The organism is Synechococcus sp. CB0205 (genome assembly GCF_000179255.1).
Classification (GTDB): Bacteria; Cyanobacteriota; Cyanobacteriia; order PCC-6307; family Cyanobiaceae; genus Vulcanococcus.
The window spans coordinates 1-24,031 of sequence record NZ_ADXM01000019.1 but is presented as its reverse complement, the minus strand read 5'-3'; the positions used below and the strand labels follow the sequence as shown (position 1 = coordinate 24,031).

25 protein-coding genes and 1 pseudogene are annotated in these 24,031 nt (G+C 64.9%); 11 read left to right on the top strand and 15 right to left on the bottom strand.

Features of this window, described 5'->3' with window-relative positions:
* Positions 1–39 precede the first annotated feature (39 nt).
* Complete coding sequence (locus CB0205_RS0102050) at positions 40–243, bottom strand: hypothetical protein (protein WP_010313758.1); 204 nt, start codon at positions 241–243, stop codon at positions 40–42.
* A gap of 261 nt (positions 244–504) precedes the next feature.
* A complete protein-coding gene (locus CB0205_RS0102045; RefSeq protein WP_010313756.1) occupies positions 505–2,067 on the bottom strand; it encodes an APC family permease in 1,563 nt (520 codons plus the stop codon).
* 73 nt (positions 2,068–2,140) lie between these two features.
* On the opposite strand from CB0205_RS0102045, the gene CB0205_RS0102040 reads away from it, so the two are divergent.
* On the top strand, positions 2,141–2,611 hold the full coding sequence (locus CB0205_RS0102040; RefSeq protein WP_010313754.1) for a hypothetical protein: 471 nt from the start codon (positions 2,141–2,143) through the stop codon (positions 2,609–2,611).
* On the opposite strand, the gene ureC is transcribed toward CB0205_RS0102040, so the two are convergent.
* From ureC to CB0205_RS0102020, 4 genes are all read right to left on the bottom strand, one after another.
* Entirely contained in the window at positions 2,608–4,320 is a 1,713-nt protein-coding gene (ureC, locus tag CB0205_RS0102035; protein ID WP_010313752.1) for an urease subunit alpha, read from the bottom strand. The genes CB0205_RS0102040 and ureC overlap by 4 nt on opposite strands.
* 11 nt (positions 4,321–4,331) lie before the next feature.
* Complete coding sequence (locus CB0205_RS0102030) at positions 4,332–4,649, bottom strand: urease subunit beta (RefSeq protein ID WP_010313750.1); 318 nt, start codon at positions 4,647–4,649, stop codon at positions 4,332–4,334.
* 6 nt (positions 4,650–4,655) lie between these two features.
* Complete coding sequence (locus tag CB0205_RS0102025) at positions 4,656–4,958, bottom strand: urease subunit gamma (protein WP_010313747.1); 303 nt, start codon at positions 4,956–4,958, stop codon at positions 4,656–4,658.
* Between the two features lie 69 nt (positions 4,959–5,027).
* A complete protein-coding gene (locus CB0205_RS0102020) occupies positions 5,028–5,951 on the bottom strand; it encodes an urease accessory protein UreD (protein ID WP_029626044.1) in 924 nt (307 codons plus the stop codon).
* A 78-nt stretch (positions 5,952–6,029) separates the two neighbouring features.
* Here CB0205_RS0102020 and ureE point away from each other — a divergent pair, with 78 nt between their 5' ends.
* The 8 genes and pseudogenes from ureE to urtE all read left to right on the top strand — a co-directional run bounded on the left by ureE (position 6,030) and on the right by urtE (position 13,174).
* Complete coding sequence (ureE, locus tag CB0205_RS0102015; RefSeq protein ID WP_050778410.1) at positions 6,030–6,530, top strand: urease accessory protein UreE; 501 nt, start codon at positions 6,030–6,032, stop codon at positions 6,528–6,530.
* Positions 6,511–7,209, top strand: a complete 699-nt coding sequence (locus tag CB0205_RS0102010) for an urease accessory protein UreF (RefSeq protein ID WP_232197218.1) — start codon at positions 6,511–6,513, stop codon at positions 7,207–7,209. Before ureE ends, CB0205_RS0102010 begins: the two co-directional genes overlap by 20 nt.
* A gap of 36 nt (positions 7,210–7,245) precedes the next feature.
* Positions 7,246–7,851, top strand: a complete 606-nt coding sequence (gene ureG, locus CB0205_RS0102005; RefSeq protein ID WP_029626041.1) for an urease accessory protein UreG — start codon at positions 7,246–7,248, stop codon at positions 7,849–7,851.
* A 196-nt stretch (positions 7,852–8,047) separates the two neighbouring features.
* Positions 8,048–9,337 (top strand): urea ABC transporter substrate-binding protein, encoded by a 1,290-nt coding sequence (gene urtA / locus CB0205_RS0102000; RefSeq protein WP_029626040.1) that lies wholly within the window; start codon positions 8,048–8,050, stop codon positions 9,335–9,337.
* A gap of 92 nt (positions 9,338–9,429) precedes the next feature.
* Positions 9,430–10,583: pseudogene (locus CB0205_RS15000) on the top strand (branched-chain amino acid ABC transporter permease).
* A 4-nt stretch (positions 10,584–10,587) separates the two neighbouring features.
* A complete protein-coding gene (gene urtC / locus CB0205_RS0101990) occupies positions 10,588–11,715 on the top strand; it encodes an urea ABC transporter permease subunit UrtC (protein ID WP_010313732.1) in 1,128 nt (375 codons plus the stop codon).
* Complete coding sequence (urtD, locus tag CB0205_RS0101985; protein WP_010313730.1) at positions 11,712–12,467, top strand: urea ABC transporter ATP-binding protein UrtD; 756 nt, start codon at positions 11,712–11,714, stop codon at positions 12,465–12,467. Before urtC ends, urtD begins: the two co-directional genes overlap by 4 nt.
* Positions 12,464–13,174 carry an urea ABC transporter ATP-binding subunit UrtE gene (gene urtE / locus CB0205_RS0101980; RefSeq protein WP_010313728.1) on the top strand — a complete coding sequence of 237 codons (711 nt, stop codon included), beginning with the start codon at positions 12,464–12,466 and terminating at the stop codon, positions 13,172–13,174. The genes urtD and urtE overlap by 4 nt, the downstream gene beginning before the upstream one ends.
* Positions 13,175–13,176: 2 nt before the next feature.
* Here the strand turns inward: urtE and CB0205_RS0101975 are convergent, their stop codons facing one another.
* The 9 genes from CB0205_RS0101975 to gcvT all read right to left on the bottom strand — a co-directional run bounded on the left by CB0205_RS0101975 (position 13,177) and on the right by gcvT (position 23,082).
* The gene (locus CB0205_RS0101975) at positions 13,177–13,998 is read right to left on the bottom strand and encodes an aminotransferase class IV (protein WP_010313726.1); all 822 of its coding nucleotides are present in this window, start codon (positions 13,996–13,998) and stop codon (positions 13,177–13,179) included.
* Entirely contained in the window at positions 13,995–15,281 is a 1,287-nt protein-coding gene (locus CB0205_RS0101970; protein ID WP_010313724.1) for an anthranilate synthase component I family protein, read from the bottom strand. The genes CB0205_RS0101975 and CB0205_RS0101970 overlap by 4 nt, the downstream gene beginning before the upstream one ends.
* A 3-nt stretch (positions 15,282–15,284) precedes the next feature.
* Entirely contained in the window at positions 15,285–15,977 is a 693-nt protein-coding gene (gene queC / locus CB0205_RS0101965) for a 7-cyano-7-deazaguanine synthase QueC (RefSeq protein ID WP_043705224.1), read from the bottom strand.
* Positions 15,978–15,991: 14 nt separating this feature from the next.
* Positions 15,992–16,621: a 7-carboxy-7-deazaguanine synthase QueE gene (locus tag CB0205_RS0101960; protein ID WP_010313719.1), complete on the bottom strand. Its 630-nt coding sequence runs from the start codon at positions 16,619–16,621 to the stop codon at positions 15,992–15,994.
* Entirely contained in the window at positions 16,618–18,267 is a 1,650-nt protein-coding gene (locus tag CB0205_RS0101955; protein WP_010313717.1) for a CTP synthase, read from the bottom strand. The genes CB0205_RS0101960 and CB0205_RS0101955 overlap by 4 nt, the downstream gene beginning before the upstream one ends.
* Before the next feature lie 59 nt (positions 18,268–18,326).
* Positions 18,327–18,812 carry a Dps family protein gene (locus tag CB0205_RS0101950; protein ID WP_010313715.1) on the bottom strand — a complete coding sequence of 162 codons (486 nt, stop codon included), beginning with the start codon at positions 18,810–18,812 and terminating at the stop codon, positions 18,327–18,329.
* Between the two features lie 47 nt (positions 18,813–18,859).
* Complete coding sequence (locus tag CB0205_RS0101945) at positions 18,860–20,008, bottom strand: RNA polymerase sigma factor, RpoD/SigA family (protein WP_010313713.1); 1,149 nt, start codon at positions 20,006–20,008, stop codon at positions 18,860–18,862.
* 92 nt (positions 20,009–20,100) lie between these two features.
* Positions 20,101–21,924, bottom strand: a complete 1,824-nt coding sequence (gene aspS / locus CB0205_RS0101940) for an aspartate--tRNA ligase (RefSeq protein WP_010313711.1) — start codon at positions 21,922–21,924, stop codon at positions 20,101–20,103.
* A gap of 45 nt (positions 21,925–21,969) precedes the next feature.
* Complete coding sequence (gene gcvT / locus CB0205_RS0101935; RefSeq protein WP_010313709.1) at positions 21,970–23,082, bottom strand: glycine cleavage system aminomethyltransferase GcvT; 1,113 nt, start codon at positions 23,080–23,082, stop codon at positions 21,970–21,972.
* A gap of 105 nt (positions 23,083–23,187) precedes the next feature.
* Here gcvT and CB0205_RS0101930 point away from each other — a divergent pair, with 105 nt between their 5' ends.
* Together CB0205_RS0101930 and CB0205_RS0101925 are read left to right on the top strand one after the other, a co-directional pair.
* Positions 23,188–23,445: a hypothetical protein gene (locus tag CB0205_RS0101930; RefSeq protein WP_232197217.1), complete on the top strand. Its 258-nt coding sequence runs from the start codon at positions 23,188–23,190 to the stop codon at positions 23,443–23,445.
* A gap of 116 nt (positions 23,446–23,561) precedes the next feature.
* Positions 23,562–23,957 (top strand): Crp/Fnr family transcriptional regulator, encoded by a 396-nt coding sequence (locus tag CB0205_RS0101925; RefSeq protein WP_010313705.1) that lies wholly within the window; start codon positions 23,562–23,564, stop codon positions 23,955–23,957.
* Positions 23,958–24,031 lie beyond the last annotated feature (74 nt).

Genomic DNA, 24,031 nt, shown 5'->3' with positions numbered 1-24,031 from the left:
CTAACGCTAATCAGGGTTGGGCCAGTTGCCTTCTGGTCGTTAGGCCTCGGCGCGCCAATTGGGCAACCCGAGGGAGTCCCGTTGGCTGAAGCGCTCGCAAACGGCATAGGCCGCGGGAAGGTTGGCGACCCGCTCCCAGCTTCCGTCGCTGTCGTTGTGGTTCACGACATAGCCGCCGCCCCCGTCACGGGCGATCCGGCAGCCATCACCGGTGAGTCCGACGAGATGCAGATGGTCGCCCATGAATCCGACTGCTGACTGGGTGATTTCTAAGGCCGGTGAATGTCTCCCGGCTCTGTGTTCGTTTCCCCACGCAATCAAACGTGAGCCTTTGGAAGGCAAACAAAAAAGCCCTTCACGTTTTCTTTGGGATCGCCCCTGATTGCGCCACGATTTCTAGTTTTTGTAGGTGAATGTGCCTAGTTCATGGTGTGCCTGAGCCGTTCGCCAGTGATCCCCGGTCGCGACCCGTGTCAGCAACTGGCCATCGAGAGCGGCGGTCGATTAATTGATTTGGACCTGGGCTTCGCTCGAGACCTGCGGCAGGCGGGATCGCACAGCGAAGGGGAAAACGGCCAAGGAGAAGGCGCTGGCCAGAGCGATCTGTGTCAGTTCGCCGCCGGGAATCAGGCGATTGGAGCCGCTCAGCTCGGCAATCAGCAGCAGGCCGATTAAGTAGCCAAACCACCAACGGCCATGCGTCCCATCGAGCGGTCGGCCTTGCCAGCGGTTGACTCCCGTAAAGATCAGGGCCGGAACCAGGACGAGGGCGATGGCGCCTTCAACGGCTGTGCGTCCGCACCAGAGCACAGCCCAGCTGGCGGCCATGAAGGTCAGCGGACAGACCAGTGCGGCAGCAGGAAGCGCAAAGGCGCGATGGGCAGTCGGGAGCTGCTGACGGAGGGCCAGCAGGCTGACGGGCCCAACGGCCAAGGCAATCACCAAGCAGGCGGTCAGGAAGCTCACGATCTGCTGCCAGCTGGGGCCAAGCAGCAGCATCACAACGCCAATCACCAAGCTCAGGATGAGTGCTGTGCTGGGCACGGCTTGGCGGTTGAGGTGCTCCAGCCGTCTGGGCAGCAGACGCAGGCTGCCCATCATCCAGGCCACCCGGCCGGAGAGCCCCAAGTAGGTCATGGCGGTCGCTCCCGGGGAGATCACCGCATCACTCAGCAGCAACCCCACGACCCAGCTCAGACCGAGTCCCATGGCGATCGCCGCCAGGGGGCCGCCGTGGGCACTCAGCTGCAGCGCTCCCCAGCCCGCGCCCAGGCTGCTGTGGGGCACCGCCACGAGAAAGGCCAGCTGCAGCGCCAGATAGATGGCGATGGAGAGCCCCAGTCCCAGGCCCATGGCCAGGGGCACGGTGCGTTGGGGGTCTCTGGCTTCACCCGCCAAATCCATGGCGGTGCGAAATCCCAGCAGGCTGAAGAGGATGCCGCCACTGCTGATGGCATGAACAATGCCCGGCAGCCAGTTCTCCCCTGCGCCGGGTGCTCCCACGGTCACCAGCAGATTGCTCCAGTCCGAAGCGCTGAGCATCAGGACGGCCGAAATCAGGAGAGGAATGACCAGCTTCCAGCTGGTCAGGGTGTCAATCCAGCGGGCCAGGGTGCGCACCCCCGCCAAGTTCACCCAGGTCATCAGCACCAGCAGCAGAGCGGCGAAGGCCATGCCCCAGGGACTGAGCACCTGGCCTTGGCCGCCATCGAGGGTGAGCCAGGGCAGGTCGCTGGCCAGGTACTCGATCATCGCCAGCACCTCAATGGTGGGAAGGGCCAGGTAGGCCACCCAGGCGCACCATCCGCCGATGAACCCGGCCAGGCGGCCATGGCTGAGCATGGGGATTTGCGCCAGGGCGCCGGAGCTGGGTACCAGTGCCCCGAGTTCGGCGAAGACCATGGCCAGGCCAAAGGCCAGCACTCCGCCCAGGAGCCAAGCGATCAGGCTCGCAGCCCCGGCGCTGCGGGCGGCATAGAAGGGTGCGAACAGCCAGCCCGAGCCGATGGTGCCGCTCACCACCGCCAGGGTCAGGCTGCGCAGGCCGAGGCTGCGCGACAGGGCCATTCGAGGTGTTTCCTGCAGTGCTTTCCATCCTGGTCAGCTCTGGCTAGAGCGAAACCAGTGATCGTTCTTTTCGATGTCGGCTTTCATGCGTGCTGGAGTCACCGCCTTGATCGGCGCTGGTGCGCTCATGGCGTCTGCCCCGGCTTTGGCCTCCTGTCAGTTCCTCGCCCCCGTGGGCGGTAATGGCCAGAGCAACATCGTCACCAAGACCATCAGCCTGGGCAGCCCCTTGCCCTTCAGCCGCCCGAACTGGAACACCGATTTCTTCGTTAACCAGCCCTACAGCAGCTACAAGCTGTTCTTCACCGCCAACTCCTCGGTGAGCGCGACGTATCCGATTCAGGCCTACCTGAAGTTCACCGATGGCTCCAATCTCCAGGTCGTCAATGACTCCTATGCCCCCAATGTCGGCACCGGCCGTCAGTGGACCGTTCGTGCTGTTCCCGGCAAAACGGTGAACCAGGTGAACTTCAAGATCGGCGCCAGCGGCGATCAGGCGGCCACGGGCTTCACCTACCGGATCTCCGTCCAGGGCTGCAATTAGAGCAGGAAGTAGCGCTGCGCCATCGGCAGCACCTCGGCGGGTTCGCAGCTGAGTAGTTCGCCGTTGGCAAAGACCTCGTAGGTCTGGGGGTCCACCTCCACCTTGGGCAGGGCGGTGTTGTTTTTCATCGCCGCCTTGCTGATCCCACTGCGGGTATTGAGCACCGGGACGCAGGAGCGTTCCAGTCCCAGTCTCCGGGGTACGTCATTGTCCAGGGCCGCTTGACTCACGAAGGTGAGGCAACTGGGGGCCAAGGCTTTCCCGAAGGCGGCAAACATGGGCCGTCCATGGACGGGGCCAGGGGTGGGGATGGAGGCGTTGGCGTCGCCCATCTGGGCCCAGACGATGGAGCCCCCCTTGATCACGAGTTCTGGTTTCACCCCAAAGAAGCCTGGCTTCCACAGCACCAGATCCGCCAACTTGCCCACTTCCACAGAGCCCACCTGCTGATCGAGGCCATGGGCGATGGCAGGGTTGATGGTGGTCTTGGCGATGTAGCGCTTCAGGCGGGTGTTGTCGTTGCGGCCGCTGTCCTCGGGGAGTGCGCCCCGTTGCATCTTCATCTTGTGGGCCGTCTGGAAGGTGCGGGTGATCACCTCACCGACGCGGCCCATGGCCTGGGAGTCGCTGGCGATGATTGAGAAGGCGCCGATGTCGTGAAGGATGTCCTCGGCGGCGATGGTCTCGCGGCGGATGCGCGACTCGGCGAAGGCCACATCCTCCGGAATCTTCGGATCGAGGTGGTGGCACACCATCAGCATGTCGAGGTGCTCCTCGAGCGTGTTGCGGGTGTAGGGGCGCGTCGGGTTCGTGCTGCTTGGCAGGACGTTGGCTTCGCCACAGATTTTGATGATGTCGGGGGCGTGACCACCACCGGCCCCTTCGGTGTGGAAGGTGTGGATCGTGCGGCCGCCGATGGCTCGGATCGTGTCCTCGACAAAGCCCGCTTCATTGAGGGTGTCGCTGTGGATGCAGACCTGCACATCCATCCGATCGGCAACGCTCAAGCAGCAGTCGATGGCCGCCGGAGTGGTGCCCCAGTCCTCATGCAGCTTGAGCCCGCAAGCGCCGGCCTGGACCTGCTCCTCAATCGCCTCTGGGGTGGAGGCGTTGCCCTTGCCAAAGAAGCCCAGGTTGACCGGCAGCCCCTCAGCGGCCTGCAACATCCGGCTGATGTGGAAGGCCCCGGGGGTGCAGGTGGTGGCGTTGGTTCCCGTCGCCGGGCCGGTACCGCCGCCGAGCAAGGTGGTCACCCCACTGGCCAGGGCCGTTTCGATCTGCTGGGGGCAGATGAAGTGAATGTGGGTGTCGATCGAGCCCGCGGTGAGGATGTGTCCTTCCCCGGCGATGGCTTCGGTGCCTGGGCCCACGACGATGTTGACCCCTGCCTGGGTATCCGGGTTGCCCGCTTTGCCAATGCCGCAGATGAGGCCATCGCGGATGCCGATGTCGGCTTTGACGATGCCCCACCAGTCGAGGATCAGGGCATTGGTGATCACGGTGTCCACCGCTCCGGCTGCCCGCGTGGTCTGGGCTTGCCCCATGCCATCGCGGATGACCTTGCCGCCGCCGAATTTCACTTCATCGCCATAGACGGTGAGGTCCCGTTCCACCTCAAGGATCAGCTCTGTGTCCGCCAGGCGCAGGCGATCGCCGGTGGTGGGGCCGTAGGTCTCGGCGTACTGACGGCGGGAAATCCGGTAGGGCATGGGGTGTCCGTTCAGTCGAGGGGGCCGTTGATCAGGCCGTTGAAGCCAAAGACGCGTCGTCCGCCTGCGAAGGGAATCAGCTGCACTTCGCGGCTGTCGCCAGGCTCAAAGCGGATCGCCGTGCCCGCAGGAATGTCGAGCCGTTGTCCCCGGGTGGCCTCGCGGTCGAACTGCAGGGCGGCATTGGCCTCAAAGAAGTGGAAGTGGGAGCCCACCTGAACGGGGCGATCTCCGGTGTTCGCCACCAGCACCGTGGTGATGGGGCGTCCGCTGTTGAGCTCCAGCTCCCCTTGTTCGGGAATCAGTTCGCCGGGAATGAGTGCAGCCATGGCCGATCAGCGAATGGGGTCATGCAGGGTCACGAGCTTGGTGCCGTCGGGAAACACCGCCTCGATCTGGACTTCGTGGACCAGCTCAGGGATGCCCTCCATCACCTGATCTCGGCTCAGCCAGGTGGTCCCCTCGGCCATGAGTTCCGCCACGGTTTTTCCGTCCCGTGCTCCTTCGAGCACGAGGAAACTCAGCCAGGCCACCGCCTCGGGATGGTTGAGCTTGAGGCCGCGGTTCAACCGGCGTTCGGCCAAGAGGGCCGCGGTGACGATCAGGAGCTTGTCCTTCTCCTGAGGGGTCAGATGCATGGCGGGGCAGGAGCCTGATCCAGTTGATCAGAAGCCTTCACTCTGGTTGCGCGCTGGACCGTCCTCTGTTCAGGCTGAACACTCAGCCGCCTGCTCCAAGGGGTTTTCCTGAAAGGGCCAGACCCGGGGAAGCTCCGGCGGGGATTGCCCTTGGATGGAGCGAAGTAAGGCCCAGATGCGGCAGAACCAGAACCGGGCGGCTTGGCTGGAGGGGCCGCGATAGCGGGCCACCAGGCCCTGCTCGAGGGCGCCGCAGGCCATGGTTCCTTCGAGACCAGCGCGCTGCTGGCGGCAGGCTTGGAGTAATTCTTCGATGACAGCTGGGGGGAGTGGGTCCCCGGCGATCCAGGTCAGGGAGCCGAAGACCGGCTGGGCTGCCATGCCGTGTTCCCCCGTCAGAGCTGCATCCTTGAGCTCCAGGCGATCGACCAATTCCCAGCGTCCGCCGTTGGCTCCGCTGCGGTGGATCTCTAGGGCGGAACGCCAGCAGCCCTGCTCGAGGGACTCCCCCGCGGCGGTTCGCCCCAGGCGCACGACCTCCGCTCCGAGGAAGCTGGCACCCGGTTCCAGCTCGATACGGCAGGTCTGCTCGAACAGGCCATTGGCGTAGAGCACCAGCTCCTGCGGAAGCCATTCGAGTTGGCTGCCCTGTTTGAGTTCAAACCTCAAGGCTTGCCGAGACCAGCGTCCCTGCGGTTGTTGGCGGGAGCGTCCAACGCTTCCGTAGACCTTCTGGGCTGCGACGCTGGTGAGTAGGGCCTGGCTCTGGGGTGTGAGCTGGGCGCTGATCTCGAGTTCGTCACCACCGACCAAGCCCCCGGCGGTGTGCAGGATCGGCAGCTCGCAGTGGCCACTGCTCTGCCACTGGGCGCGCTGCAATTTGAGCGGGGAGCTGGCCTGTCCTTGGTGAATGGTTCGTTCGCCCCCCGCCGAGCCTCTTCGCTCGAACTGGAGCGCGACACGTCCCCTCCAGGTGGATTGCGACTCAGCCATGGCCGCATACTCCGGTCCCACCGGTCCAGCTTTGGTAACAATCGCCACAAAGGTCCAGTGCAGTGGCTCGTCAGGGTGATGGCCCTCGGGTCGCCTCAGGTGGAGCAGGGTTCAGCGATCGTGTTGGTGGAGCGCCGCCCCAAGGGCGTGCTGCCGGAGCCTGGACCCCAGGCGTTGACCTTGGCGTTGACGGCGGATGAGCGCACCAGCCTGCGGGGCCATCGCCGCAGTCGCTGCGGGCGGGATCTGGTGCTGCAGCTTCCCCGTGGTGCTGCCCTGCAGCCCGGTGATCAGCTTCTGAGTGACGACGGCTGTTGGCAGGTTCTGGTGGAGGCGGCACCGGAGCCGGTGATGCAGGTGCGCAGCGCTGAGCCCCTGGCTCTGCTGAAGGCTGCTTACCACCTGGGTAATCGCCACGTGGCGATGGAGCTGCATCCCGACCGCTTGGTTCTGTTGCAGGACAGCGTGTTGGCGGAGCTACTGCGCCAAAGGCAGCTGCAGGTGGACTGCCTGGATGCTCCCTTTCAGCCGGAGGCCGGTGCCTATGCGGGCGTTCCCCATGCCCACTCCCATGGCTGATCGGCAACTGGCGCGGCTCAGGCTCTATCAACTGGTGAGTCCGGCCTTGCCGGTGGGGGCCTTCAGTTATTCCGAGGGTCTTGAGGTCTTGGTTCAGGCCGGTCAGGTCACCTCCGAGCAGGCGATGGAGGATTGGCTCAGCGCTGAGTTGCGGCGTGGTGGGGTGGCGATTGAGGCCGCAGCGCTCGCGCCCTTGATGGCGTTCATGCGCGCCTGGAAAGACGGTGAGCCTCAGGCGGAGCAGGAGCTGCGCAGCCTTGATCAGTGGTTGCTGGTGCAGCGGGAATCAGCGGAGCTGCGGGCTCAGCAGCGGCAGATGGGGCGTTCGCTCCTGCAGTTGTTGGCGGATCTGGGCTGGCCCTTGCCCCGAGCCGGAACGTTGTTGGCCTGGCCGGCGGCCTATGCCTGGGCCTGCGCGGTTTTGGAGTTGGACTCCCCGGAGGTGGAGGAGGCCTACCTCTATTCCTGGGTCGCCAACCAGCTCAGTGCAGCGGTGCGCTTGGTGCCTCTTGGGCCAACCCAGGCCCAGCGGCTGCAGTTGAGGCTCGCTCCGCTTCTCGCTCAGCGGGCTCAGGAGCTGGCGTCGATGGATCCAGAGCAGCAGTGGAATGGCGGCGTCGGTGCGGGGCTGGCCCAGCTGCGCCACGCAGAGCTCTACTCCCGCCTGTTCCGCAGTTGAGCTGAGCACAATGCTGAGAATGAATTGGCGAAGGAGATGACCACCAGTCGTCTGCGGGTTGGTGTGGCTGGGCCCGTGGGTTCGGGTAAGACCGCCCTCGTCGAGGCCCTCTGCCGGCGCCTTCGCGATCGGTTGGAGCTGGCGGTGGTCACCAACGACATCTATACCCAGGAGGACGCCCAGTTCCTGACCCGCGCTGGCGCTCTGGAGCCCGGCCGCATTCGCGGTGTGGAAACCGGGGGCTGTCCCCACACGGCGATCCGGGAGGACTGCTCGATCAATCGAGCTGCCGTCGCGGACCTCGAGGCGGCCTACCCGAATCTTGATCTGGTGTTGGTCGAGAGCGGCGGCGACAACTTGGCGGCGAGTTTCAGTCCGGAGTTGGTGGACCTCTGCATCTACGTCATTGACGTGGCCGCCGGCGACAAGATTCCGCGCAAGGGAGGGCCCGGCATCACCCGCTCGGACCTGCTGGTGATCAACAAGATCGATTTGGCTCCGATGGTGGGGGCCAGCCTGGAGGTCATGGAGCGTGACACCGAGCGGATGCGCTCGGGCCGGAGCTGGTGCTTCACCAACCTCCACAGCGGCGAGGGCCTCGAGCAGGTCGAGGCGTTTTTGTTGCAACAGCTACCGAAGTAGCCGCCGATTGGTGGCCGTTGATACGGCACAAAGGGTGGTGAATCCTCGGGAGAATTTCCGCGAGTCTGATCAGTCTCGCAATTGCCGATTTGGTGCTTATTGCTACCCGTGAGCGCCTGCCTCGATCAATACATTCCTTGAACCGCTGAACGACGGCGGCGGCCTTCATTGATTCAAAGTTATGGCATCTCCTTTGATGCGAAAGTCTTCGTTGCGTCTGCTGACCGGTGCAACGGCTCTCGCCACCTCTGTGAGTCTGGTGGCTTGTGGTGGTGGTGATTCTGCCTCCAATGTTCAGTACGACGACACGGTCAAGGTCGGGATTCTTCACTCCTTGACCGGCACAATGGCGATCTCGGAGTCCACCCTGGTGGACACTGAGAAGATGGCTATTGATGAGATTAATGCCGCCGGTGGTGTCACCGTTGATGGCAAGAAATACAAGATTGAATACATCGTTGAAGACGGCGCTTCCGACTGGCCGACCTTCGCTGAGAAGTCCAAAAAGCTGATCGATCAGGACAAGGTGCCTGTGGTCTTCGGTGGTTGGACGTCAGCAAGCCGAAAGGCGATGCTGCCGGTCTACGAGTCGAAGGACGCGTTCCTCTACTACCCGATTCAGTACGAAGGTCAGGAGTGTTCCAAGAACATCTTCTACACCGGTGCAACTCCGAACCAGCAGTCGGAGCCTGCAACTGAGTTCATGTTCAAGAAGTCGCCTGCCGCTGGCAAGCCCTTCTTCCTGGTGGGATCCGACTACGTCTTCCCCCGCACCTCCAACACCATCACCAAGCAGCAGCTCAAGTCCCTGGGCGGCAAGGTGGTTGGCGAGGACTACCTGCCCCTGGGTAACACCGAGGTGGCTCCGATCATCGCCAAGATCAAAAAGGCGATGCCCAACGGCGGTGTGATCATCAACACCCTGAATGGTGACCAGAACGTTGCCTTCTTCAAGCAGATCCAGGACGCCGGTCTGACCCCGGCGAATGGCTACTACGTGATGAGCTACTCCATCGCGGAAGAAGAGATCAGCACCATTGGACCTGAGTTCCTTGAGGGCCACTACGGCGCCTGGAACTACATGATGTCGATCGATACCCCGGCATCGAAGAAGTTCGCCGCTGACTTCAAGAAGAAGTACGGCAGCAATCGCATGGTCGCTGACCCGCAGGAGTCGGCTTACAACATGGTCTACCTCTGGAAGGCCGCCGTTGAGAAGGCCAACAGCTTCGATGACGACAAGGTGCGCGAAGCCCTGATTGGTATCGAATTCGATGCGCCCCAGGGCAAGGTCAAGGTGATGCCGAACCACCACCTCTCCCAGACCGTGCGCATCGGTGAGATCACCAAGGACGGTCAGTTCAAGATCCTCCAGTCCACCAATGGTCCTGTGGCTCCCCAGGCCTGGAACCAGTACGAGCCCAGCTCCAAGGGCTACGCCTGCGACTGGACCGATGCCAACAAGGGTGAGCGCTACAAGCTCTGATCGCCCTCTCTGGTTGCTCTGACTGATGGAGGAGTCCTTCCGGGGGCTCCTCTTTTTCTGCTTTCTCCCTTGCTGCCCTGCTTCGGATTTCCGTGCAATTGCTGTTTGAAAGCCTCTTCAACGGAGTGGCCATCGGCTCGGTCTTGCTGATGGCCGCCCTTGGATTGGCGATTGTGTTCGGCTTGATGGGGGTGATCAACCTCGCCCATGGCGAGCTGATCATGCTCGGCGCCTACACGACCTACGTCGTGCAGCTGATCTTCAAGCTGCCGGCCTTTGAGCCCGTTTACAACCTTTATGTCTTGGTGGCGATTCCGCTGGCCTTCGTGGTGAGCGGCGTTGTCGGAATCCTGCTGGAGCGCACGGTCATTCGCCGTCTCTACGGCAATCCCCTGGAGACCCTGCTGGCGACCTGGGGCGTGAGCCTGATCCTCCAGCAGTTTGTGCGCAGTGTTCCGCTGGCGACGGCTGCTGGAGTGGTTCTCGCCTTGGTGGTGGGCTTCAGCTTGCCGCTGCTCTTGCCGGCCCCCTGCTCGAAGGCCCGCGGGCGCGGCTGGTGCGTGCCGGCTGCTGGGCCACCTCCGCGCTTGCCGGGGTGCTGTTGGCCGGCGGACTGGCCTCCCAGATCTCGCGGATTGCCCGGGCGACCTCCCGCAACGTTGATGTGACTGCGCCCCAATGGATGCGCGGCGGCCTGGAGTGGGCCGATCTCACCCTGCCGGTGCCCCGGTTGGTGATCATCGCGATGACGGTGGTTTCTGTTCTGGGCGTCACCCTGTTCCTCAACCGCAGCGTTTGGGGAACACGCATACGGGCGGTGACCCAGAACCGCACGATGAGCGACTGCCTGGGCATTCCCACCGACACGGTCGATGTCCTGACCTTTGGCATCGGTTCTGGACTGGCGGGAATCGCTGGTGTGGCTGTCTCGTTGTTGGGTTCGGTGGGGCCGAACGTCGGGGGTTCCTACATCGTGGGCTGCTTCATGGTTGTGGTGCTGGGCGGCGTCGGCAACCTCTTTGGCGCCGTTCTGGCGTCCTTCGCGATTGGTTGGCTGACCGATCTGATCGGCGCCGGCCGTCTGCTCAGCCTCTGGCCGGCCATGCCGTCGCCGCTGGCAGCCACGGTGAAGTTTTTTGCGACCACGAGCATGGCCCAGGTGATGGTCTTCGCCCTGATCGTGCTCTTCCTGCAATTCCGTCCCGCGGGCTTGTTCCCGCAGAAGGGACGCATGGTGGAGGCCTGAACCAATGTTTGTACGCCTTCAACAGTCCCGCTGGCCAAAGCTGCTGCTTTGGGTGGTGATCATCGCTGCGATCGTCGCGGCTCCGGCCGTCCTTCCCGTCTTTCGACTCAACCTGCTGGGACGCTTTCTCTCCTTGGCGATCGTCGCCCTGGGCATCGATCTGATTTGGGGCTTCACGGGGTTGCTCAGCCTTGGGCAGGGCATCTTCTTTGCCTTGGGGGGCTATGCGGCCGCCATGTATCTGCAGCTGAATAGTTCAGCGGGTTTCCCCAATGGGATTCCGGAGTTCTTCGGTCTCTACGGCGTGAAGCAACTCCCGGCGTTCTGGGTTCCGTTCCATTCGCCCCTGTTCACCCTTGTGGCGATCTGGCTCATCCCCGCGGTGTTGGCCGCTGTTCTGGGGAACCTGGTTTTCCGCAACCGCATTAAAGGGGTCTACTTCTCGATCCTGACCCAGGCGGCCCTGCTGGTCTTTTTCAACTTCTTCAACGGCCAGCAGAAATTGATCAATGGCACCAACGGTCTCAAGACCGATGTGACCCAGCTGTTTGGTCAGATGGTGGGTTCACCAGAGATGCAGCGCGGCTTCTTCTGGTTCACCGCCTTGATGGTGATTGCGGCCTGGGCCGTTGTGCGCTGGGTGGTTCGTGGCCGCTTTGGCGATGTGTTGATCGCCATTCGCGATGACGAGCCCCGGCTGCGCTTTGCGGGGTTCAACCCCACCTTGTTCAAGACGATCGTCTTCGCGATTGCCGGTGGTCTGGCCGGCATCGGCGGAGCGCTCTACACGGTGCAATCGGGCATCGTTTCGCCTCAGTACATGACCGTTCCCTTCTCGATCGAGATGGTGATTTGGGTCGCCGTTGGCGGACGGGGAACCTTGGTGGGGGCGATCTTGGGTGCCGTGGCGATCAACTACGCCAAGAGCCTCGTGAGTGAAGCCATGCCCCAGAGCTGGCTGTTCATCCAGGGCGGTCTGTTCATCCTTGTGGTCACCGCTCTGCCGGAGGGTGTGATCGGTTGGTGGCGTAGCGACGGCCCCCGCAACCTGCTCTCGCGCCTGGGCATCGCCCGGCGCATGGGGACCTACCCGCAACTGGAACTGGAAGGACAAGAGGAGGTTCAGCCATGAGTGCACCGTTGCTTGAGCTGAGCCAGATCACCGTCAGCTTTGACGGCTTTCTGGCCCTGCGCGATCTAAATCTCAGCCTCCAGCCCGGGGAGCTGCGGGCGGTGATCGGCCCGAATGGGGCTGGCAAGACCACCTTCTTGGATGTGATTACCGGCAAGACCGCTCCGACGGAGGGGGATGTGGTGTTCAAGGGCCGCTCCTTGGTGGGCCGCGCGGAGCACCGCATTGCCCGGTTGGGGATTGGTCGCAAGTTCCAAAGCCCGCGGGTGTTTGAGAAGCTCAGCGTTCAGGAGAATTTGGCCTTAGCGGTCAGCCGGCCGAAGCAGCCCTGGCCCCTGCTGTTTGGCGGTCTCGGTTCAGGGGAGCGCGATCGGGTTCAACACCTCATGGGCATCGTCAACCTGCAGAGCCGCGCCGATTGGCAGGCCGGAGCGCTCTCCCATGGCCAGAAGCAATGGCTGGAGATCGCGATGCTGGTGGGACAGGACCCCGATCTGCTGCTGGTGGATGAACCGGTGGCGGGCCTGACCGATGAGGAGACCGACCTGACGGCCGATTTGCTCAAGTCCCTCGCTGGTGATCACACCGTGCTGGTGATCGAGCACGACATGGAGTTCATCCGCCGCTTGGAGAGTCCCGTGACGGTGCTGCACCAGGGCCACGTCCTCTGCGAGGGAACGATGGATCAGGTGCAGGACGATCCCCGGGTGATTGAGGTCTATCTCGGAACATCAGAGGAGGAACACCCATGACCGCCCTGCTGGAGATCCGCGGGCTGAACACCTATTACGGCGAGAGCCACATCCTGCGCGATGTCGATCTCACCGTGAATGCCGGGGAGATGGTCTGCCTGATTGGCCGCAATGGGGTGGGAAAAACCACCCTGCTGAAGTCGTTGATCGGTTTGCTGCGGGCCCGTCAGGGCACGATCGTGTTCAACGGTGCGGCCCTGGACCGCCAGGCTCCCCACCAACGGGCGCGCGCTGGTGTGGGCTACGTCCCCCAGGGGCGCGAGATCATTCCGCAGCTGACGGTTGAGGAGAACCTGATGCTCGGCATGGAGGCCCTCCCCGGCGGATTGGCCCGCCACCGCCGCATTGATCCCTTCGTCTATGAGTTGTTCCCGATCCTGAGGGAGTTTTTACCCCGCAAGGGCGGGGACCTGAGCGGCGGTCAACAGCAGCAGTTGGCGATTGCCCGTGCCCTGCTGGGTCAGCCCAAGCTCCTGCTGTTGGACGAGCCCACCGAAGGGATTCAGCCCAACATCGTGCAGGACATTGAGTCCGCGGTGCGCCGGATCATTGCTGAGACCGGCATCGGTGTTCTGCTCGTCGAGCAGCACCTGCACTTCGTTCGCCAGGCCGATCGCTACTACGCGATGCAACGGGGGGGCATCGTGGCCAGCGGTCCCACCGGTGAGCTCAGTCAGGACGTAGTCAATCGCTTCCTCAGCGTCTGAGCTCAGTCCGCCAGAAGTGGATCAAAGAGCGCTCTGACCTCTTCCAAGCTGAGGGGAGTCAGAGCGGCTCCATCCACGCTGGTGATGGGCCTGCAGCTGAGGCTGTTGATCAGCAGCCAACGGTCGCCGTCTTGGGGTGTGGCATCCAACTGCGATTCTGTGGCTAGGCCACGCTCAAGCAGTTGCCCCCGCATGACCCCGGGGAGACAGCCGCTGCTGAGCGCGGGCGTGAGCCATTGCCCTTGACGCTGCACCAGCAGGTTGGCGGCGGTCCCGCAGCAGAGTTCACCGCTGGTGCTCAGCAGTAGGGCGTCTTCGGCTCCGGCGCCGCGGGCCTCGCGGCGGGCTTGCACCGCCTGCCCGTAGGCAAAGGTCTTGCAATGGCTCAGGCGGCTGGAGCCATTGCGCCGCTCATGGCGACTGATGATGACCTGAACCGGCTCAAACGTCGGGGTGTGGGCGCTGAGCTGCAGCCAGAAGCGCGGATCCAGGGCGTTTGGGCGATCCAGACCGCGGCCGCCGCTGCCGGCACTCCAGTTCAGCCGCAGGGCGCCCTGGCCTGCAGGCAGGTCGCAACGCGCAATCGCTTCCTCCACCAGTGGTTGGACCACGGCCGTTTGGGGCGGTTCGGGCAGGCCCAGCAGCGCCGCACTACGGCGCCAGCGCTCAAGGTGGGGCTCCAGCAGACGGGCACGTCCGTCCAGCACCAGCACCGTTTCGAACAGGCCATCGGCGAGCAGCAGGCCGCGGTCATTCAGGGGGAGTTGCAGGGCGTTGGCTTCGCCCCAGCGCCCATCGCTCCAGACCAGGCTGTGGCCTGTCATGCCAGGGCCTCCAGCAGCGGGTTCAGCTTCCAACCCAGCTCCTCGGCTTCAGCTTTGGGATCGGAGTCGGCCACGATGCCGCAGCCCGCATGGCAGCGCAGGGTGGTGCCGTGTTGCAGCACGGTGCGGATCAAGATGCTGCTGTCGAAGCTGCCATCCCAATCCCGCCGTAGCAAGGAGCCGCAGTAGGGCCCGCGGGCCACGGGCTCGAGTTCAGCGATGCGCTGGCAGGCCCGTAACTTGGGCGCCCCTGTGATCGAGCCCCCCGGCCAGCAGGCCTCGAGCAGGTCCACCCAGTCGGCTCCGGCTTTCAGTTGCCCGGTCACCACAGAGGTGAGGTGGTGGACCTGCGCGTAACTCTCCAGTCCGACCAGTTGCGGGACTTGGATCGAGCCGCTTTGGCAGACCCGACCCAGGTCGTTGCGCAGCAGGTCCACGATCATCACGTTCTCGGCGCGGTCTTTGCTGCTGCAGACCAAGTCCGCCGCCTGGTCGGCGTCCTGCTCCGGATCGGATCTCCGCGGCCGGGTGCCTTTGATCGGCCTGGTCTCCACCTGGCCGCTGGGGCTGACCTGCAGAAAGCGCTCCGGCGAGGCGGAGATCACCGCTTCTCCGGGGGCCACGACCAGGCCGGCGAAGGGGGCGGGGCAGCGCCGCCGCAGCCGCTCAAACAGCTGCAGCGGGTCGGCGGGAGCGGGCAGCTCAGTGGAGCAGTAGGCGGTGAGGTTGGCCTGAAAGATGTCTCCGCTGGCGATCCGTTCGCGGATCTGCTGGACCCCATCGCTGAACTGCTCTGGGCTGGTCTGCCACTGCCAGTCCGCAATGGCCGCCGCTGCTGCTGGGCCGGGGCTACTGGCTGCCAGTCCTGAGGCCCAGGTGGCCATGGCTTCGAGGCGCTCTGGATCGACCCCCTCCAGCCAGAGGGTGCGCTCCTGCAGGTCAAAGCGAAAGATGGGGTCGTGGCGCGCCATCCAGAGGGTCGCCATCGCATCGGGCTTCCAGTGCGCCGCGGGTTCCACCCAGGCCGCCGCCTCGTAGCTCAGCCAGCCGCACCAGTGCCCTTCCCCGAGCTCCCGCAAGGCCGCAAACGGATCGCGGCTTTCGCTTTCCCCGGGGAGGCCGCGGCAGACGATCTGCTCGAGCGGGTCGGCGGCCAGGCTGGCCCAGCGCCCCAAGTCGCTGCCGTCCCCATCCAGCCAGATCAGCCCCTCTGGTCCAAAACGGGCGGCGAGGTGGCGGGCTAGATCAGCGGGTTCGATCCAGGGCAGCGGCGCTCTGGCCATCACTCAGCGGCTCGCCAGATCGGGGCGCCCGGCCTCGATCAGGGCCGCATCACGAATGCGGCAGCTGTCGCAGACGCCGCAGGGCTGCTCGCCGCCGCTGTAGCAGCTCCAGGTTTGATCAATCGGGACCCCCAAGCGCAGAGCCTCTTCGACGATCTTGGTCTTGCTCCACTCCACCAGGGGGGCCCAGAGCTGGGTGCCATGGCCCTCGCGGCCGGCTTTGCTGGCCAGGTCGGCCAGGGTCTGGAAGGCGCCGAGGTAATCCGGACGGCAGTCCGGGTAGCCGGAGTAGTCGACGGCATTGACCCCCAGGACCAGCCGCTCGGCCCCGCGCGCTTCCGCCAGGCTCAGGCCGATGGCGATGAAGACCGTGTTGCGTCCAGGGACATAGGTGCTGGGGATGACGCCCTCCTGCACCCCCTCGTTGGGCACATCCATGGCGGTGTCGGTCAGGGCGGAGCCGCCCCAGGCGGCCAGGTTGACGTGAATGCTCTGGTGCTCGGCGAGGCCCAGGGTCTGGGCGACGGCCGCGGCGGCCTGCAGCTCGCGCCGGTGGCGCTGGCCGTAGTCGAAGGAGAGGCCGATCACGCGGTAGCCCTCCGCTTGGGCGAGGGCGGCGGCGGTGGCGGAATCCAGCCCTCCGGAGAGCAGGGCGATCGCAGTGGGCAAGGTTTCGGTGGAGGGCACCGACTCCATGATGCCCACTCGCCTCAGCGCACCCCCAGCCACTTGTGGGATTGCAGGCTCAGGCGCCAGCGGGGCTGGGACTGCACAAACTCCAGGGCCAGGGCCTGGCCTTCGCGGCAGTCCCAGCCCGGTTGCAGCAGCCAGGTCGCCTGGGGGGCCTGGCTGGCGCTGACCTCGGCAAAAAGCAGATCGGCAGCCTCATGCACCACGACCTTCAGCTCATCGCAGCGTTGCAGCAGCTCGGCCCTGGGAGGTTGATGGCGCTTGGGGGAGAGGCTGATCCAGTCGGGTGATCCCGTCAGGGGATCCACGCCGCTGGTTTCCAGGTGGATGGGCAGCGAGCAGTGCTGGCGGATGGCCGCGCTGAGCGCGTCGAGGTTGTGGTGCAGCGGTTCGCCGCCCGTGAGTACAACGAAGGCCGCGCCCGCTGAGGCCGCCTCTGCGCAGGCCAAGGCCAGTTCCTCAAGGCTCTGCTGCGGGTGCACCTCGGCGGGCCAGGAGTGCTTGGTGTCGCACCAGCTGCAACCGACCCTGCAGCCCCCCAGGCGAATGAAAAAGGCGCTGCGGCCGGCATGGAGGCCCTCCCCCTGCAGGGAGTGGAAGGTCTCCACGACGGGTAGGCCGCTGGAGCCCAATGGCTCCTGCTCACTCATGCCGCCGAGATGTTCGCCCCTTGGGCAATCGCTTCACTGGGGCTGGAGGGCAGGCGCTGTTGCGCCGCTTCGATCAGACCACGGAAGAGCGGGTGGGGTTGGCCCGGGCGGGAGAGGAATTCCGGGTGGTACTGGCAGGCGGTGAAGAAGGGGTGGTTCTTCAGCTCGATCAGCTCCACCAGGCGGCCATCGGGGGAGGTGCCGCTGATCTCGTAGCCCGACTCCAGGAAGAGGTTGCGGTAGGCGTTGTTGAACTCGTAGCGGTGGCGGTGGCGCTCGTAGACCACCTCATCGCCATAGAGGCGGTGGGCCAGGGTGCCGGGCGCGACGCGGCAGGGGTAGACCCCGAGGCGCATCGTTCCGCCCAGATCGACCACATCCTGTTGCTCGGGCAGTAGGTGAATCACCGGGTGCGGGCTGTCGGCGTTCAGTTCGGCGCTGGTGGCTCCCGTCAGTCCGGCCTGGTTGCGGGCCCACTCGATCACGGCACATTGCATCCCGAGGCAGAGGCCCAGGAAGGGGACCCGCTGCTCCCGGGCCCAGCGGATGGCCGCCACCTTGCCGTCGACGCCCCGGTTGCCAAAGCCACCGGGGACGACCACGGCATCCATGCCGCGCAGCAGGGCCTCCGGCCCTTGCTCTTCGATTTGCTCGGCACAGATCCAATGCAGATCCAGGGCGGCATCGCGGTCGATGCAGGCATGGCGCAGGGCTTCGACCACCGAGAGGTAGGCGTCGTTGAGCTGCACGTACTTGCCCACCAGAGCCACCTTCACGGAGGGGCCGGGGTTGCGCAGCTTGGCGACCATCTGCTCCCAGCGCTGCATGTCGGACTCGTGGTCCGTCAGGCCCAACAGATCGAGCACCTCGCGGCAGAGCCCCTCCTTCTCGAGGGTGATCGGAACGGCGTAGATGCTGTCGGCATCCAGGGCGGGGATCACCGCCCGGGTGGGGACGCCGCAGAAGCCTCCGATCTTGCCCTTCAGCTCCTCATTGATCTCGCGGTCGCTGCGGCAGACCAGGACGTCGGGCTGGATGCCAATGGAGCGGAGCTCCTTGACCGAGTGCTGGGTGGGCTTGGTCTTGAGTTCGCCTGAGGTGCCGATGTAGGGCAGCAGGGTCACGTGCACGTAGGCCAGGTCGTTGCGGCCCACATCCCCCCGGAATTCGCGGATGGCTTCGAGGAAGGGCAGGGACTCGATGTCACCGACCGTGCCGCCGATCTCGGTGATCACCACATCGGCACCGCTGTTGGCGGCCACCCGATGGATTCGTTCTCGGATCTCACCGGTGATGTGGGGAATCACCTGCACGGTGCCGCCGTTGTAGTCGCCGCGGCGCTCCTTGTTGATGACCGACTGATAGATCGAACCGGTGGTCACGCTGTTCAGGCGCGACATGGCGGTGTCGGTGAAGCGCTCGTAGTGACCCAGGTCCAGGTCGGTCTCGGCGCCGTCTTCGGTGACGAAGACCTCACCGTGCTGGAACGGGCTCATCGTGCCCGGGTCCACGTTTAAGTAGGGGTCGAGCTTCAGGATCGAGACGCTGTAGCCGCGGCTCTTGAGCAGGCGGCCCAGGCTGGCCGCCACGATCCCTTTGCCGATGCTGGACACCACGCCACCGGTCACGAAGACGAATTTGGCCATGGCTCTTGAAGCGACCCTTCAATGTACCGGCCTGATCTAGGGGCCCTCGCCGCGAAGGCTTATTGATCCAGCAGGCTGCGGAGCATCCAGGCGGTTTTTTCGTGGATCTGCAGCCGTTGGGTGAGCAGATCGGCCGTGGGTTCATCGCTGGCGGCATCGGCCAGGGGGAAGATGCTGCGGGCGGTGCGGGCCACGGACTCATGGCCGCTGACCAGCAGCCGAACCATCTCCAGGGCGGCGGGTTGCTGGGGGGCTTCCTGAATGGAGGCGAGCTTGGCCAGGCTGCTGCCGCCATGGGGGGCGACGACCCCGAGGGCGCGGATGCGTTCGGCGATGACGTCCAGGGCGGTCCAGAGCTCCGTGTACTGGTCCATGAACATCAAATGGAGCGTGTTGAACATCGGCCCCGTGACGTTCCAGTGGAACCCGTGGGTGTTGCCGTAGAGGACATAGGTGTCCGCCAGTAGGCGGCTGAGGCCCTGGGCGATCTCCTGGCGCTGGGCCTCGGGGATGCCGATGTCAATGCTGGGCATGGAATTGGCCATCACGCGCTCTCCCTTGGCTGGGCTCTGCCCGATTGATAGCTGGATTTTCAGCCGCTGGGAGCGCTGTCTCCGTCGATGTTCAGCAAGTAGTCGTGCACCCGGCAGCGGCGCTGGGGTTGCCGCAGCTTGAGCAGGGCGCGGGTTTCGATCTGGCGGACGCGCTCCCGGGAGAGGTGCAGGTCTTCGCCGATCTGGGAGAGGGTTTGCGGGGTGTCGTTCTCCAGGCCGAAGCGCAGGCGGATGACCTCGGCCTCGCGGCCGCTCAGCTCCTCGAGGAGGGCTTCGAGGTCGTCGTGGAGTTGGGTCTTAGTCAGGGCCTGCTCCGGGGTGGCGTGGCCGTCCTCCAGCAGATCCCCCAGCTCCGTGTCTTGGTCGCGGCCCACCCGGGTGTCCAGGGAGACCGAGCGCGGCACCCGCATCAGGGTGAGGCGAATCACCTCTTCGCTGAGGCCCAGTTCCTTGGCGAGGTCGGCCACGGAGGCCAGACGTCCGTGTTCGCTGGCGATCTGGCGCTGCGCTTTTTTGATCCGGTTGAGCTTCTCGGTGACGTGAACCGGCAGGCGGATCGTGCGGCTTTGGGTGGCGATGGCCCGGGTAATCCCCTGGCGGATCCACCAGTAGGCGTAGGTGCTGAAGCGGAAGCCGCGGGTGGGGTCGTACTTCTCCACCGCCCGCTCGAGGCCCAGGGTGCCCTCCTGCACGAGGTCCAGCAGCTCCATGCCCCGTTGCTGGTATTTCTTGGCGACGGCCACCACCAGGCGCAGGTTGGCCTGGATCATCCGATCTCGGGCCCGGCGCCCCTGGTGGAGCGCCTGCTTGAGTTCGGCGATGCTCAGCTCCGAGAGGGTGGCCCAGGCTTCATGGCCTGCCTTGAGGGACTCTTTGAGCTCGGCGCCGCTGCGCTGCTGGTGTTCGGACCAGAGCTGAAGGCTGGGCCAGTGCCCCAGATGGGAGGCCAACTGTTGGCGGCTGTGCTCCAGCTCCTCCAGGACCTGGACTTCCGGCGATTGTTGGGCGAGTGTGCGGCGTTCCTGCAGCAGCCGTTCGCGACGCTGGACCAGCCGGGCCAGGGTGAGTTCCTCCTCATGGCTGAGCAGGTCAACGCGACCGATGTCCTGTAGATACAGGCGCACCAGGTCACTGCTGCCGCGCTTTTTGCCGGAGTTTGCTGGTGGACGGGGAGGACCTTTGGCCATAGGCCGATGGCGATTGCCACCATCAAGCTTCAGGTCTCAACTGAGACAGTGCCCAAAAGCCTTTGTTTGTATTCGGGTTCTGCCGGGAAGGATCAGTCCTCCTCGTCCACCCAGGTGCTGGCCACATGCAGCTCCTCGAGCTGCTTCTCGGCCACGCCGCCGGGGGCGCTGGTCATCAGGCAGCGCGCCTGTTGGGTCTTGGGGAAGGCGATGGTGTCGCGGATGGACTCCTCGCCCGCCAGCAGCATCACCATCCGGTCGACCCCGAAGGCCAGGCCGCCGTGTGGCGGGGCGCCCATGTCGAGGGCTTCCATCAGGAAGCCGAACTGGGCATTGGCCTCCTCCAGGGGCAGGCCCACGGTCTCCAGCACCTGGCGCTGCAGGGCCGAATCGTGGATGCGCAGAGAGCCGCCACCGAGCTCTAGGCCGTTGAGCACCAGGTCGTAGGCCTGGGCGCGGGCGCCGGGCAGGGTCTCGGCCCAGGCGGCCGGATCGCTGCCGAGGTCGTCGGTGTTTGGGGCGCAGAAGGGGTGGTGCAGCGCCTCGTAGCGGTTCTCGTCGGCGTTGAACTCGAACATCGGGAAATCCACCACCCAGAGGAAGTTCCAGCTGTCGTTCTCGCCGTCGGCTTTGACCATGCCCAGTTCCCGGGCCAGGTACTGACGGACGCGGTCCAGGGCCTTGTTGACCGTTGCGGTGTCGCCGGCCCCGAACAGGATCAAGGTGCCGGGCTCGGCGCCAGTGCGCTTCAGCAGCTCCGCCTTCTTCTCGTCGCTGAGGTTGTCCTTGATGGCGCCGATCGTGTCGATCTCACCGCCTTCGCGGACGCGGATGAAGGCCAGGCCGCCGGCGCCGGCTTTTTGGGCTTCGCTGAAGACATCGCCGCCGGGTTTGATGCGGACGTTGGAGACGGCGTCGTTGCCGCCGGGGACGGCGATGCATTTGACCGAGCCCCCGGAGGCCACGGCGCCGCTGAAGACCTTGAAGCCCATGTCAGCCACCAGGTCGCTGACGTTGACCAGCTCCATGCCGTAGCGGGTGTCGGGGCGATCGGTGCCATAGCGCTCCATGGCCTCGTGCCAGGTCAGGCGCGGGAAGGGTCGGGGCAACTCGATGCCTTTGACGCTCTTCCAGATGGCGGCGATCAGGGATTCGTTGAGCTCCAGGATCTGCTCCTGATCCATGAAGCTCATCTCCATGTCCAGCTGGGTGAATTCCGGCTGACGGTCGGCCCGCAGGTCCTCGTCGCGGAAGCAGCGGGCCACTTGGTAGTAGCGCTCGATGCCGCCCACCATCAGCAGCTGCTTGAACAGCTGGGGGGATTGGGGCAGTGCAAACCACTCGCCGCCGCAGACCCGGCTGGGGAGGATGTAGTCGCGGGCGCCTTCGGGGGTCGAGCGCGTCAGCACGGGTGTCTCGACCTCGATGAAGCCCTGCTCTTCGAGGAAGCGACGCGCGGTCTGGATCGTCTGGGCCCGCAGGCGCAGGTTGCTGTTCATGCGCTCGCGGCGCAGGTCGAGGTAGCGGTGGCGCAGCCGCAGCTCCTCGCGGGTGTTCTCCTCGTCGTGCACCGAGACGGCAAAGGGCAGGTTGCCCTTGACGCTGTTCAGCACGCGGATGGAGCTGGCCAGCACCTCGATCTGACCGGTGGAGAGCTTGTCGTTAATGGCATCGGCGGGGCGCTCGCGCACCTTGCCCTCCACCTGGATCACTGTTTCGTTGCGCAGGTGTTCCGCCACGGCGAACATCTCGGCGCCGTTGTCGGGGTCGACGGTGATTTGAACGGTGCCGCTGCGGTCGCGCAGATCGATGAAGATCACACCGCCGTGGTCACGGCTGCGGTCGACCCAGCCGCACAGCTGCACAGCCTGGCCGGTGGCGCTCTGACGCAGGTCGCCGCATCCGTGGCTGCGCATGGGGAAACAAGTGGGTGATCGGCGATTGTCCCACTTGGAGTGGGCTCAGCGCCGGTAGAAGGGGCGCCTGACCACCTCGGCGGCTTCGGCTTTGCCCCGGATTTCGACGGCCAGGCTGGTGCCGAGCTTGGCGGCGCCGGTGGCCACGCTGGCCAGGGCAATCCCGGCCTGCAGGCTCGGGGACCAGGTGCCGCTGGTGACGGTTCCAACCACCTCTCCGTTCTGGAGAACCGGGTAGCCATGGCGGGGGATGGCGCGGCCCTGGAGCTTCAGCCCAACCAGGCGCCGTTTCAGCCCGTCAGCGGTTTGCTGCTCGAGGACCGGGCGGCCGATGAAGTCCTTGGGCATCTCCAGGTGCACCAGCCAGCCCAGGCCGGCCTCCAAGGGCGAGGTGCTGGCATCCATGTCACTGCCATAGAGATGCATGCCCGCCTCCAGTCGGAGGGTGTCGCGGGCACCCAGGCCGCAGGGTTTGACGCCCCGCTCCAGGCAGGTGGTCCAGAAGCGTTGGCCGGCATCGGCGGAGAGCAGCAGCTCAAAGCCGTCCTCACCGGTGTATCCGGTCCGTCCAACGAACGCCTCACCCAGGCCAGGCAGCGTCAGCTCCCGGTGGCCAAAGCGCGGCAACCCAGCGAGGGAGCAGCCCGCCAACTCCTCCAGGAGCTGTGCGGTCTCCGGTCCCTGTAGGGCCAGCAGCGTGCCGGAGCCCTTCAGGTCGATCAGCTCGATGCCGGCGGGCTCCAGCTGGCTGCGCATCCAGGCCGTGTCGCTCTCTGCGCAGGCGGCGTTGATCACCAGCACCAGTTCGTGGACCTGCTCGTTCTCCAGCCAGCCACGGTCGTAAATGATCAGGTCGTCCCGGATGCCCCCTTCGGCATTGAGCAGGACCGAATAGCAGGCCTCGCCAGGCCCAATCCGAAAGAGGTCGCTGGGCACCAGGCCCTGCATGGCGTCCTTGACGTTGGCTCCCCGCAGGCGCAGGACGCCCATATGGGAGATGTCAAACAGGCCGCAGTGCTCACGGACGGCTTGGTGCTCGTCGATCAGGCCGCTGAATTGCACGGCCATCTCCCAGCCGGCAAACGGGACCATCCGTCCGCCGGCCTCCCGCGCCGCATCGAAGAGCGGCGTGCGCTGGAGGGAAGGCGAGGCGGCCATGGCAGTCCAATGCTCAGGCGGATCCTATGGATCTTGTTCAACAAGGGGAAGAGAACCCGGAGCTTTGCGGCTTCCTATGGCCGCCACGGGACGGCCTGATTACGGTTGGCAGCCCAAGCCTCCAAAGCGATAGGCCCGCGTCCCTGCTGCAGAAGTTGCCGCCACTGCGCCTCCCCCAAGGGGGTGGAATTGGGTTGGTGCCGTCTGCGCAAGCTGCCGATTCATCCGGAGCTGGCAGGCGAGTTGTGGTGCCATCACTGGACGGCTCGGCCGCCACGTCTGCCCGTGGTCGGTCAGGGGGATGGTCTTCAGCCGGCGGTGCGCGATCGGCAGCTCGCCCTCACGGACGTCCTCGAAAGCTGAAGCAAAACCGAAGATTTCTGATCTCTTCTGTTTTGTTGTCTGGGCGTCCTGGATTGCCGGGCTGTAGGTGTCAAGCTGAGCCGATCAGGTTTTGGGGTACGGGAGGTCAAAGACGCATGCTCACGTCCACCATCGCGACCCCGATTGAGTTGATGTCCGCCCAGGTGGACAGCGAGACCCTCTCGTTCCCCACCGGTGCTGCGATCTTCAGCAGTGGCCAGACGGCTAACGCCATTTACGGCGTGCGCCGCGGCATCGTCGAGGTGATTGATGCCAACGGCGACAAGCTCTGCTGCAGGCCGGGTGAGTTGTTCAGCTACCAGGACATCGTTTGGAAGGACGGTGTCTATCGCAATGACGCCGTCGCCCGCACGCCGGTGGAGTTGGTCAAGCTCGATCGCCTGCGCTTCCTGAACCTGCTGCATAACCACCCGACCCTGGCGGTGCAGTTGATCGCCCAGCAGCACGAGCGCCTGCGTGAGCAGCGTGCCAGCGGCACCTGCGCCTACTGAATCAGCGATCCAGCAGGAAGAGCAGACTGCGCACCACCTTGGCTTCCCCAGGTTGTGGCGGGGTAGTTAAACCA

Bases quoted from the DNA above. Each gene is read 5' to 3' on its own strand.
- CB0205_RS0101925 (WP_010313705.1), top strand. From the start codon at position 23,562: ATGCTCACGTCCACCATCGCGACCCCGATTGAGTTGATGTCCGCCCAG.
- CB0205_RS0101955 (WP_010313717.1), bottom strand. From the start codon at position 18,267: ATGGCCAAATTCGTCTTCGTGACCGGTGGCGTGGTGTCCAGCATCGGC.
- CB0205_RS0101975 (WP_010313726.1), bottom strand. From the start codon at position 13,998: ATGACAGGCCACAGCCTGGTCTGGAGCGATGGGCGCTGGGGCGAAGCC.
- CB0205_RS0101970 (WP_010313724.1), bottom strand. From the start codon at position 15,281: ATGGCCAGAGCGCCGCTGCCCTGGATCGAACCCGCTGATCTAGCCCGC.
- CB0205_RS0102050 (WP_010313758.1), bottom strand. From the start codon at position 243: ATGGGCGACCATCTGCATCTCGTCGGACTCACCGGTGATGGCTGCCGG.
- CB0205_RS0102045 (WP_010313756.1), bottom strand. From the start codon at position 2,067: ATGGCCCTGTCGCGCAGCCTCGGCCTGCGCAGCCTGACCCTGGCGGTG.
- ureE (WP_050778410.1), top strand. From the start codon at position 6,030: ATGGCCCTCGGGTCGCCTCAGGTGGAGCAGGGTTCAGCGATCGTGTTG.
- CB0205_RS0102020 (WP_029626044.1), bottom strand. From the start codon at position 5,951: ATGGCTGAGTCGCAATCCACCTGGAGGGGACGTGTCGCGCTCCAGTTC.
- CB0205_RS0102040 (WP_010313754.1), top strand. From the start codon at position 2,141: ATGTCGGCTTTCATGCGTGCTGGAGTCACCGCCTTGATCGGCGCTGGT.
- CB0205_RS0102010 (WP_232197218.1), top strand. From the start codon at position 6,511: ATGCCCACTCCCATGGCTGATCGGCAACTGGCGCGGCTCAGGCTCTAT.
- CB0205_RS0101945 (WP_010313713.1), bottom strand. From the start codon at position 20,008: ATGGCCAAAGGTCCTCCCCGTCCACCAGCAAACTCCGGCAAAAAGCGC.
- CB0205_RS0101960 (WP_010313719.1), bottom strand. From the start codon at position 16,621: ATGAGTGAGCAGGAGCCATTGGGCTCCAGCGGCCTACCCGTCGTGGAG.
- ureC (WP_010313752.1), bottom strand. From the start codon at position 4,320: ATGCCCTACCGGATTTCCCGCCGTCAGTACGCCGAGACCTACGGCCCC.
- aspS (WP_010313711.1), bottom strand. From the start codon at position 21,924: ATGCGCAGCCACGGATGCGGCGACCTGCGTCAGAGCGCCACCGGCCAG.
- urtA (WP_029626040.1), top strand. From the start codon at position 8,048: ATGCGAAAGTCTTCGTTGCGTCTGCTGACCGGTGCAACGGCTCTCGCC.
- CB0205_RS0102025 (WP_010313747.1), bottom strand. From the start codon at position 4,958: ATGCATCTGACCCCTCAGGAGAAGGACAAGCTCCTGATCGTCACCGCG.
- urtC (WP_010313732.1), top strand. From the start codon at position 10,588: ATGTTTGTACGCCTTCAACAGTCCCGCTGGCCAAAGCTGCTGCTTTGG.
- ureG (WP_029626041.1), top strand. From the start codon at position 7,246: ATGACCACCAGTCGTCTGCGGGTTGGTGTGGCTGGGCCCGTGGGTTCG.
- gcvT (WP_010313709.1), bottom strand. From the start codon at position 23,082: ATGGCCGCCTCGCCTTCCCTCCAGCGCACGCCGCTCTTCGATGCGGCG.
- CB0205_RS0101950 (WP_010313715.1), bottom strand. From the start codon at position 18,812: ATGGCCAATTCCATGCCCAGCATTGACATCGGCATCCCCGAGGCCCAG.
- urtE (WP_010313728.1), top strand. From the start codon at position 12,464: ATGACCGCCCTGCTGGAGATCCGCGGGCTGAACACCTATTACGGCGAG.
- urtD (WP_010313730.1), top strand. From the start codon at position 11,712: ATGAGTGCACCGTTGCTTGAGCTGAGCCAGATCACCGTCAGCTTTGAC.
- CB0205_RS0102030 (WP_010313750.1), bottom strand. From the start codon at position 4,649: ATGGCTGCACTCATTCCCGGCGAACTGATTCCCGAACAAGGGGAGCTG.
- queC (WP_043705224.1), bottom strand. From the start codon at position 15,977: ATGGAGTCGGTGCCCTCCACCGAAACCTTGCCCACTGCGATCGCCCTG.